At 71.1% G+C, this 9,350-nt stretch carries 9 protein-coding genes; 5 read left to right on the forward strand and 4 right to left on the reverse strand.

Translation table 11 applies throughout. The features are described from left to right. Positions 1-61: 61 nt before the first annotated feature. The gene (locus J7E94_RS01140) at positions 62-1,921 is read right to left on the reverse strand and encodes a phosphatidylglycerol lysyltransferase domain-containing protein (RefSeq protein ID WP_215011438.1); all 1,860 of its coding nucleotides are present in this window, start codon (positions 1,919-1,921) and stop codon (positions 62-64) included. Positions 1,922-2,075: 154 nt separating this feature from the next. Here J7E94_RS01140 and J7E94_RS01145 point away from each other — a divergent pair, with 154 nt between their 5' ends. Continuing rightward, positions 2,076-3,185 carry an esterase family protein gene (locus J7E94_RS01145; RefSeq protein WP_215011440.1) on the forward strand — a complete coding sequence of 370 codons (1,110 nt, stop codon included), beginning with the start codon at positions 2,076-2,078 and terminating at the stop codon, positions 3,183-3,185. A gap of 114 nt (positions 3,186-3,299) precedes the next feature. On the opposite strand, the gene J7E94_RS01150 is transcribed toward J7E94_RS01145, so the two are convergent. Then, positions 3,300-4,268, reverse strand: a complete 969-nt coding sequence (locus J7E94_RS01150; RefSeq protein WP_215011442.1) for an ABC transporter ATP-binding protein — start codon at positions 4,266-4,268, stop codon at positions 3,300-3,302. Between the two features lie 154 nt (positions 4,269-4,422). On the opposite strand from J7E94_RS01150, the gene J7E94_RS01155 reads away from it, so the two are divergent. The 4 genes from J7E94_RS01155 (at position 4,423) to J7E94_RS01170 (ending at position 7,986) form a co-directional block, all read left to right on the forward strand. Continuing rightward, complete coding sequence (locus J7E94_RS01155) at positions 4,423-5,163, forward strand: ABC transporter permease (RefSeq protein ID WP_215011444.1); 741 nt, start codon at positions 4,423-4,425, stop codon at positions 5,161-5,163. A 4-nt stretch (positions 5,164-5,167) separates the two neighbouring features. Continuing rightward, a complete protein-coding gene (locus tag J7E94_RS01160; RefSeq protein ID WP_215011446.1) occupies positions 5,168-5,836 on the forward strand; it encodes an ABC transporter permease in 669 nt (222 codons plus the stop codon). Between the two features lie 51 nt (positions 5,837-5,887). Continuing rightward, a complete protein-coding gene (locus J7E94_RS01165; RefSeq protein ID WP_215011448.1) occupies positions 5,888-6,877 on the forward strand; it encodes an ABC transporter substrate-binding protein in 990 nt (329 codons plus the stop codon). Between the two features lie 98 nt (positions 6,878-6,975). Beyond that, positions 6,976-7,986 (forward strand): hypothetical protein, encoded by a 1,011-nt coding sequence (locus J7E94_RS01170; RefSeq protein WP_215011450.1) that lies wholly within the window; start codon positions 6,976-6,978, stop codon positions 7,984-7,986. 79 nt (positions 7,987-8,065) lie between these two features. Here J7E94_RS01170 and J7E94_RS01175 read toward each other — a convergent pair whose 3' ends face one another. Then, positions 8,066-8,281, reverse strand: coding sequence for a hypothetical protein (locus J7E94_RS01175; RefSeq protein ID WP_215011452.1), 216 nt, complete (start codon positions 8,279-8,281; stop codon positions 8,066-8,068). 28 nt (positions 8,282-8,309) lie between these two features. Next, complete coding sequence (locus tag J7E94_RS01180; RefSeq protein ID WP_215011454.1) at positions 8,310-9,155, reverse strand: arylamine N-acetyltransferase; 846 nt, start codon at positions 9,153-9,155, stop codon at positions 8,310-8,312. Positions 9,156-9,350: the final 195 nt, after the last annotated feature.

A 9,350-nucleotide genomic window follows, 5' to 3' on the forward strand; every position in this document is an offset into this window, starting at 1 on the left:
GCAGGGCCCCGGCGCCTGTCGGCTGCCGGGGCTCCGGGGGCCGTACGAGGTGTACGGGCAGCTACGCGACCTGGACCTCGCGCTCCGCCTGGGCCGGGACCTTGGCGGTGGTGTGGCTGTCGGTGTGGGCGCAGGTGCGGACCGGCTTGGGCCGGCGGCGGCCGGCGAACAGCCGCGGCAGCGCCAGCGTGACGAAGCCCTCGGCCTGCATCGCGGCGAAGCCGATGCGGGGCAGGTCGCGGGTGGTGCGGAAGACCACGAAGCGGGGCTCCCAGCGGGGGCGGAACTTCGCGTTGAACTTGTACAGCGACTCGATCTGGAACCAGCGCGACAGGAAGACCAGCAGGCCGCGCCACATCCGCAGCACCGGCCCGGCACCGATCTTCTCGCCGCGGGCGAGGGCCGAGCGGAACATCGCGAAGTTCAGCGAGACCTTCTCGATCTTCAGGGCGGGGGCGGCCTCCAGCGAGGCGACGATCAGCAGCTCGTTCATGCCGGGGTCGGCGGCGCGGTCGCGGCGCATGAGCTCCAGCGACATGCCGTCGGCGCCCCACGGGACGAAGTGCAGGACGGCCTTCAGGTCGCCGAAGGGGCTGGTGTCGCCCTCCTCCACCCGGTGGGCGGTCGCGATGAAGCAGTCGCCGTCGCCCGGGTCGCCGACCCGGCCCAGCGCCATGGAGAAGCCGCGCTCGGTGTCGGTGCCGCGCCAGGCCTCGGCGGCGCCGCGCACCTGCTCCAGCTCCAGCTCGGTGAGCTCGCTCACACGGCGGACCTTGGTGGTGTAGCCGTTGCGCTCGATGCGCTTCACCATCTGGCGGACATTGCGCATGGCGCGGCCCGAGAGGGAGAAGTCTTTGACATCGACAATCGCCTCGTCACCCAGCTCCAGCGCGTCGAGGCCGGTCTCGCGGGTCCACACCTCGCCGCCGGTCTCGCTGCAGCCCATGACGGCAGGGGTCCACGAGTGGGCCTTGGCCTCCTCCATGAACCGCTCGATGGCGCCGGGCCAGGCCTCGACGTCGCCGACGGGGTCGCCGGAGGCGAGCATCACACCGGAGACGACGCGGTAGGTGACGGCGGCCTTGCCGCTGGGGGAGAAGACGACGGCCTTGTCGCGGCGGAGCGCGAAGTGGCCCAGCGAGTCGCGGCCGCCGTGCTTGGCGAGCAGCTCGCGCAGCTTGGCCTCGTCGTCGGCGGTGAGCCGGGCGGCCGGGTGCTCGGGGCGGAAGGCCAGGTAGATCGTGGTGAGGGCGGTCAGCATGCCGAGGGCGCCGAGGGAGTACCCGACGGTCCAGGACACCTGGCCGACGTAGTCGACGGGGCCCTCGAAGCCGAAGAGGCCGTAGACCACGTGCGTGATCTGCTCGTACAGCCCCGGGTCGCCGACGACCTTGCTCGGGTGGACGTTGACGATGACCAGGCCCAGGCCGATGGAGCCCGCGCTCATCAGGACGAAGTTCGCGAGCGCCTTCCAGCGGCTGCGCGGGTCGGGCAGCGCCTTGAATTCACCCTGGTGGCGCAGCAGCAGGCCGAAGAGGACGGCCGCGATGACGACGCCGATGAGGGAGTGCCGGTACGCGAACTGTGCGGCGGCTCCCGCGGGCAGCAGGAGGACGGCGGCCCGCCAGGCGCGCCGCTTGTGCCGCTTGAGGCCGTGCGCCAGCAGCAGGAGCAGGACGCCCGAGCTGATGGCGAGGGCGGCTGCGAAGGGTCCGACGGAGCCGGGCAGCACCTCGGTGACCGCGTGGATCCGGCTGTGCCGGAACCGGGGGAACACCCCGGCCGCGATGTCCAGAAGGCCGACGATCGTGACGGCCGTACCTACGAGGCCGGGCACGGACTCCGGTCGTGGTCCGCTGAGGATTCGGCGGACCCGCTTCGGAACCTGTCCGGACTTATCGCCATCTATCCTGCTAGACATCGCTTCCCGTTGCTCCGCGAGAGATCATGTGGCCGAAGGCCGCGACAGCCTCCGATGTGTTGGTGCGTCCCTTAGGACGACATCGAGGAGGAGCGGGTTCACTCTTCCGTCGGAAAAAAACTAGTCCTGCCATCAGAAAGTCGACTGACTGCTCATGGGTCTCACCAGTAATACGGTCCTGGCGCTGGCCATCATCGCCGGTGTGCTGCTCTTCGCGGCAACGATCTGGTTCTGGCCGAAGCTCTCCGGCCGCACCTGGCGGGCGCTGGCCGGCCGGATCGGCCTCCTGCTGGCGACCCAGCTGGCGCTGTTCTCGGCCGTCGGTCTCGCGGCTAACAAGTCGTTCCTCTTCTACGGTTCCTGGGCCGACCTGCTCGGCCAGGAGACGTCCATCGGCAAGGTCGTCGACCACTCGATGAACAGCAAGGACATCAAGGTCCTCGACAAGCAGCACCTGGACGTCCCCGGCGGCGGCAAGCCGCAGGTCGGCGGTCAGATCCTGAAGGTTGCCATAACCGGCCAGAAGTCGAAGATAACGAGCCCCGGCTACGTGTGGCTCCCTCCGGAGTACTTCCAGCCGCAGCACAAGGACCAGAACTTTCCCGCCTCCATCGTCCTGACGGGGTATCCGGGCACGGCCGAGAACCTGATCAAAGGGCTCGACTATCCCATGAAGGCCTTCAGCCTGTCCAAGGCAGGCAAGATGAAGCCGATGATCCTGGTCATGCTGCGCCCGACCGTCGCGCCCCCGCGTGACACCGAGTGCGTGGATATACCCGGCGGACCGCAGACCGAGACCTTCTTCGGCCAGGACCTCCCGCAGGTCATCACGGACACCTTCCGGGTCGGCAAGAAGCCGCAGAACATGGGCTTCATCGGCAACTCCACGGGCGGCTACTGCGCCCTGAAGATCGCCGCGCACTACCCGCAGACCTTCGGTGCCGCCGCGGGTCTGTCCGCGTACTACGAGGCCCCGGACGACCCGACGACCGGTGACCTGTTCCACGGGGACGCCAAACTGAAGAAGCGTGCGGACGTCCTGCACAGCATCGAGAACAAGAAGCCGACCGGTACCTCCTTCCTCGTCACCAGCAGCGAGAAGGGGGAGCCGAACCTCGGCGACACCAAGAAGTTCATCAAGCTGGTCAAGGGCCCGGACCGGGTCTCCTCGATCATCCTCGACAGCGGCGGCCACAACTTCAACACGTGGCGCCGCGAGATCCCGCCGATGCTGGTGTGGATGAGCGGCCGCATCCAGGCGTGAGCCGTGTGCGCGGCGCAGGCGGAAGGGCCCGGCTCCGGCCGGGCCCTTCCGCCTTTTCCGCCACGCCTTTTCCGCCACGCCCCTTCCGTTACGCCGTCGCCTACGCCCCTTCGGTTACGCCTCCTGCAACTGGGCGCGGCGCAGCGCCCGGTGGACGCCCTCCGGGGTCAGTACGCCGATCAGCTCGCCGGAGTCCGGGTCCGTGACCCCGATCCGGCCCGAGTCCTCCTGGAGCAGGGCGGAGAGGGCCTCGCGCAGGGTCGCCCCCAGCTCCACCGCCACCGCCGGGGCGCAGGACGTGCCGTCCGCCGCCACCACGTCGGCCGCCTCCACCGGAGTGACCGCGAGCCGCTTGAGCCCCCGGTCGGCGCCGACGAAGGAGGCCACGTACTCGGTGGCGGGCGCCCCGAGGACCGCGGCCGGGCTCGCGAACTGCTCGATGGTGCCCTCCCCGTAGACGGCGATGCGGTCGCCGAGCCGGATCGCCTCCTCCAGGTCGTGCGTGACCAGCAGGATCGTCTTGCGCACCGTCTTCTGGAGGGTCAGGAACTCGTTCTGGAGGCGCTCGCGCACCACCGGGTCCACCGCGCCGAACGGCTCGTCCATCAGCAGCACCGGCGGATCGGCGGCGAGCGCGCGGGCCACGCCGACGCGCTGGCGCTGCCCGCCCGACAGCTGCTCCGGGTACCGGCCTCCGTACACGGCCGGGTCCAGGCCGACCAGTTCGAGCAGCTCGGCCGCCCGCGCCCGGGCCTTGGCCTTGGGGGTGCCGAGCAGCTGCGGCACGGTCGCCGTGTTCTCCAGCACCGTCTTGTGGGGGAAGAGTCCCACCTGCTGGATGACGTAGCCGATCCGGCGGCGCAGCTCGACCGGGTCGGCGGCCGCGATGTCCTCGCCGCCGAGCAGGATGCGGCCGGAGGTCGGCTCGATCAGCCGGTTGACCATCTTCATCGTGGTCGTCTTGCCGCAGCCCGAGGGGCCCACCAGCGTGACCAGTTCACCCTCGGCCACCTCGAAGGACAGGTCCTCGACGGCCGTCGTCCCGTCGGGGTAGCGCTTGGTCACATGCTCGAATCGGATCACCTCTCCATCCTTCCCTACCGGTGCGCCCGTTTCGGCGAAGGCTTTGTCAGGTGTGTGTTGCGCGACTGTGAAGGGTTCCGGCCATTGACGGTGCCGGGGGTTAAGGTCGACCGGAGGCCTTGATACGGGCGTTCGGTGACGGGGGGTGAGGAACATGGCCGGGCAGGGCAGCTGCCTGGTGGCGAACGACTGGATCTGCTGGGAGTACGTCTCCTCGCGCTCCCAGGAGCTCACCGACGCCACCCTCGAACACATCTGGATCACGGGCGCGTCCGTCCTCATCGGCCTCGCCGTGTCCGTGCCGCTCGCCCTGCTGGCCCGCCGCGGCCGGCGCTGGGCGGCGCCCGTGCTCGCCTTCACCACCCTGCTCTACACGATCCCCTCGCTCGCCATGTTCTCCCTGCTGCTGCCGGTGTTCGGGCTTTCCGCGGCGCTGGTGGTGACCGGCCTCGTGCTCTATTCGCTGACCATCCTGGTCCGCAATGTGATCGCGGGCCTGGAAGCCGTCCCCGAGGAGGTCCGGGAGGCCGCGCGCGGCATGGGCTACGGCCCCGGCCGGCTGCTCTGGCAGGTCGAGCTGCCGCTGGCGCTGCCCGCGCTGCTCGCCGGGGTCCGGATCGCGACCGTGTCGACCGTCGCGCTGACCACCGTCGGCTCCATCGTCGGCAAGGGCGGCCTCGGCAATCTCATCGCCCCGGCCGTGAACAGCTCCTTCAAGGCCCAGGTGCTCACCGCCTCGGTGCTGTGCGTGCTGCTCGCGCTCGTGGCCGACCTGCTGCTGCTCGGCGTACAGCGGCTGCTGACGCCGTGGACGCGGGTCTCCGGACGGCCGGCGGCCCGGTCGGCGCCGGTTCCGGACCCCATCGCCCCGCCGACCGCGGGAAAGGCGGTCTGAGGCCATGGGTGTCCTGGGAGGTGCCTGGGACTGGCTGGCGAACGGCGCCAACTGGTCGGGCGAGAGCGGTGTCTGGCACCGGCTCGGCGAGCACGCCTACGTCAGCGCGGTCGCCCTCGCGATCGCCTGCACGGTGGCCCTGCCCGCCGGCCTGTTCCTGGGCCACCTCGGCAAGGGCGGCGCTCTCGCCGTCAACATCTCCAACATCGGCCGCGCCGTGCCCGTCTTCGCCGTGCTCGCGCTGTTCATGGTCTCGCCGCTGCGCAACGCGGGCTACCTGCCGACCATCGTCGCGCTGGTGCTGTTCGCGATCCCGCCGCTGCTGACCAACGCGTACGTGGGCATGCGCGAGGTGGACCGCTCGGTGGTGGAGGCCGCGCGGGGCATGGGCATGTCCGGCGGCCAGCTCTTCTTCCGGGTCGAACTTCCCCTCGCCCGCGGACTGGTGATGACCGGGCTGCGCTCGGGCGCGGTGCAGGTCATCGCCACGGCCACGATCGCGGCGATGGTCGGCCAGGGCGGTCTCGGCCGGATCATCACCGCCGGCTTCAACACGTACAACACCGCGCAGGTCGTCGCGGGCGCCCTGCTGGTGGCGGCGCTGGCCCTGCTGGTGGAGGGCGCCCTGGTGGCGGCGGACCGGCTGCTGCCGCGGGTCGGGGCCCACCGCTGATCCGTGCCGCCTCCTTCTCCCGTTTTTCCCCGCCTCGAACGGAGTACCTCCATGACCAAGACCACGCGCGTCCTCGGCGCGTCCCTGGGCAGCCTGGCCCTGACGGTGTCGCTGGCCGCGTGCGGTGGCGACAGCCTGGAGAAGAGCAAGGACGGCGGCTCGTCTTCCGCCGCCGCCCCCGCCTCGGGCGGCGCCAAGGGCAGCCTGGTGATCGGCGCGGCCGGGTTCACCGAGTCCAACGTGCTGGCCGAGCTGTACGCGCAGCTCCTCAAGGACGCCGGCTACAGCACGTCGATCAAGACGGTCAACAACCGCGAGCTGTACGAGCCCTCGCTGGAGAAGGGCGAGATCGACGTCGTCCCGGAGTACGCGGCCACGCTCGCGGAGTTCCTCAACGCCAAGGTGAACGGCCCGAAGGCGCCGGAGGACAAGCCGGTCGCGTCGAGCGACGTCGCGGCGACGGTGGCCGCCCTGGAGAAGCTCGGGGCCCCGCTCGGCCTCAAGGCGCTGCCGGCGGGTGCGGCCGTCGACCAGAACGCCTTCGCGGTGACCAATGAATTCGCCGAGAAGAACAATCTCAAATCCCTTTCCGATCTTGGAAAGTCGGGTCTGAAGGTGAAGATCGCGGCGGGCGACGAATGCGCCGTCCGCCCCTTCTGCGCACCCGGGTTGACGAAGACATACGGAATCCAGGTTTCCGGTATTGACCCGAAGGGCGTCGGCACCCCGCAGGCCAAGCAGGCGGTCAAGGACGGGGCGGACCAGCTGGTGCTGACCACGACCACGGACGCCACGCTGGACAGCTTCGGCCTGGTCCTGCTGGAGGACGACAAGAAGCTCCAGAACGCCGACAACGTGCTGCCCGTGGTCAACGCCAAGGACGCGGGCGCCCCGGAGGTCGCGGCGGCGCTCGACCGGCTGACGAAGACGCTCACGACGGCCGACCTGGTCGACCTGAACCGCAAGGTGGACGCGGAGCGCGCCAAGCCGGCGGACGTCGCGAAGGCCTACCTGGAATCCAAGGGCCTGCTGAAGAAGTAGAAGTTAAGCGGTTGGTGGAGAAATGTGGGGTAACCGTCCGGGAGAGATTTGCCGGGCGGGTACCCCACATGGCGTCCACGCCCTGTAAATTTCAGGCCATGCCCCGTGGACGCCACCGCAATCCCGAACCCCTGCACCGGTTGCTTACGCCGACGAGCGTGGCCGGTGTGTCCATCGCCGGCGCCGGCGCGGCCTGGCTGCTCGCGGAACCTGTGGCGCTACGGCTGCTCGTGGCCCTCACGGCGGGCGCCGGGGTGGCCGGTGCCGTCGTGATGCGCGCCTGGGACCGTTCGGCGGGCCGCCGCGTCGCGGAACTCGCGCGCGAGCGGGTCAAGGACGAGTGGAGGACGGAAGAGCGGATAGCCGAGCTCGAATCCGATCTCGAAGAAGCGCGGATGCTGCGCGCCAAGCTGGACGGCAAGCTGCGCGCCAAGCGGGTCGAACTGGCCGGGCTGCGCGGCGAGCACGCGGCGCTGCTGCGGCGGTACGCGACCGCCGAGACCGAGCGCGCCAGCGCGCTGGAGGGCCGCCGGCTGCTGGCCATCGAGGCCGCCGCGGCCCCGGCCGCGCCGAAGCAGCTTGCGCCGGCCACGGAGGAGCGCACCTCCGCGGGCGCGCCCACCGCGGTTGGCTACACCCGGGCCCATGCGGCTCTGGGGGCGCTGGCGGCCCGCAAGGCCGAGGCGCAGGCTTCGGCCCAGCCGCAGAGGGAGCCGAGGGCGCTGCCCGCCGCGCCCCCGTCCCCGACCTCGCCTTCCGGGGGCGACGGGGGTCACGGGCGGCCGGCCGCCGCGGTCCCGGCCCGGCGGCCGGCCGCGGCCGTGGCTCCGTACGCGGCGCAGCGGCGGACCGCGTCCCGCGTCGAGGGCGGCTTCGACTTCTTCGGTACCAAGAGCACGGCGCAGGCGCGTGCGGTGGTCGACGCGGTCCAGAACGAGGACCTCGCCGACGTGGTCGGCGCCGAGGCCCTCGCCCTCCACAAGGCGGAGTCCGCGCAGACCAAGCCGGCCACCCCCGAGATGCGCGCGGTCGGCCAGGTCATCGACCTGACGGCCCACGACGAAACCGAGCCGATCGACGTGGCCCGGCTCCGCACCGCCATCTCTTAGGCCACGGGGCCCTCGTGGCCCGCGGCGGCCGTACGGGGATCCGCGCCCGTCCTCAGCCCGCCCGGACCCGTACCGAGACTCAGAACAGTGGCAACTGCCCCGGGTGCGGGCCCAGGGTGAACCCGTCCAGGGTCGGCGCGGAGGCGCCGAGGAGCACCCGGGCCCGGGAGCCGGGGCAGGACACCAGGTCGCCGCGGACCCGCCCGGCGGGCGGGTCGTGACGGGCGATCCGGCCGGCGGTCACGGCGCAGTCGCGCCCGCATGCGGGACAGGCCCGACGGGGGGAGTGGGACATGCCCCAAGTCTGCCCTGCGGCGCCGGCATCAGCCCTCCCGGGAGGCCAGCCACTCCTCGTGGGCCCGGTTCACCTGGGTCCACAGCGCGGCCCGGTCCACCGGGGTCAGGTCGTCCAGGTCGCGCCCGAAGACGGTGGCGATGGCCTCGTAGAACTCCTCCGGGGTGGTCAGCTCCCGCTCGCTCGGCCCCTTGGCCGGGTCGATGCGCGTCAGGATCCGCCCGCGCAGCAGGTCGAGGGACTCGGCGTCCCGGCGCAGCAGGGCCAGCGTGCGTACGAAGGGGGAGTCCTCGGCGGTGGACAGCCGCAGGTGCTCCGCGTCGAAGTCGTCCATGGCGGCCGGCGCGGAGAGGAAGTTCATGACGGGGAAGGGGCCGAACGGATTGCGGTAGGTCCAGCCCTCCAGCGGCCCGGCCAGCGGTTCCAGCCGGTAGGAGAAGCCGCCCTGGTCGTACGCGCCCTCGCGCAGCGGCAGCGGTTCGTGCGGGCCGTCGCCGAGGCCCACGTCGACGAGGTACTCGGCGCCGTCGACGCGGACGGTCAGCGCGAGGTGGTTGCCGTTGACGTCCTGCGCCCCGGTCTCCTCGTAGACCCCGCCCAGGTGCAAGGTGACGTCGTAGCCGAGGTGGCCGAGGAGCGCGGCGAACGCCCCGTTGAGGTGGAAGCAGTAGCCGCCGTGCCCGGCGGCGAAACGCCGGGCGGACAGCTCGGGGTCGATGCCGGGCGGCCGGCCGAGGTGGATGTCGATGTTCTCGTAGGGGACGCGCTCCAGATGGGCCCGCTGGAGCGCGAACAGCCCTTCGGCGGAGGGGGCGGCGGCGGGGCCGGGGACGCCCAGCCGCCGCAGGTAGGCGTCGAATATGCCAGAGGTCATGCGGTCACCCTAGTCCCGGACTTCGCAGGTCACCCGATCGTGAAGATCAACCGGTCGCGATCGGTCGCCATCGGATAGTTGACGCCGTGCGGTCTGTCACGGCTGGGCCAACGCGGCCGAGATCGGCCAACGATCTTGAGTTGAGGCGTTCCTAACGGGTGACCTGCGAAGTACGGGCCTAGGTCCTGTTTGAAG

The organism is Streptomyces sp. ISL-94 (assembly GCF_018614075.1).
Taxonomy (GTDB): domain Bacteria; phylum Actinomycetota; class Actinomycetes; order Streptomycetales; family Streptomycetaceae; genus Streptomyces.

What these genes read in the sequence shown, in the direction of transcription:
- J7E94_RS01155 (WP_215011444.1), top strand. Translation starts at nt 4,423, where the DNA reads ATGGCCGGGCAGGGCAGCTGCCTGGTGGCGAACGACTGGATCTGCTGG.
- J7E94_RS01145 (WP_215011440.1), top strand. Translation starts at nt 2,076, where the DNA reads ATGGGTCTCACCAGTAATACGGTCCTGGCGCTGGCCATCATCGCCGGT.
- J7E94_RS01140 (WP_215011438.1), bottom strand. Translation starts at nt 1,921, where the DNA reads ATGTCTAGCAGGATAGATGGCGATAAGTCCGGACAGGTTCCGAAGCGG.
- J7E94_RS01165 (WP_215011448.1), top strand. Translation starts at nt 5,888, where the DNA reads ATGACCAAGACCACGCGCGTCCTCGGCGCGTCCCTGGGCAGCCTGGCC.
- J7E94_RS01180 (WP_215011454.1), bottom strand. Translation starts at nt 9,155, where the DNA reads ATGACCTCTGGCATATTCGACGCCTACCTGCGGCGGCTGGGCGTCCCC.
- J7E94_RS01175 (WP_215011452.1), bottom strand. Translation starts at nt 8,281, where the DNA reads ATGTCCCACTCCCCCCGTCGGGCCTGTCCCGCATGCGGGCGCGACTGC.
- J7E94_RS01170 (WP_215011450.1), top strand. Translation starts at nt 6,976, where the DNA reads ATGCCCCGTGGACGCCACCGCAATCCCGAACCCCTGCACCGGTTGCTT.
- J7E94_RS01160 (WP_215011446.1), top strand. Translation starts at nt 5,168, where the DNA reads ATGGGTGTCCTGGGAGGTGCCTGGGACTGGCTGGCGAACGGCGCCAAC.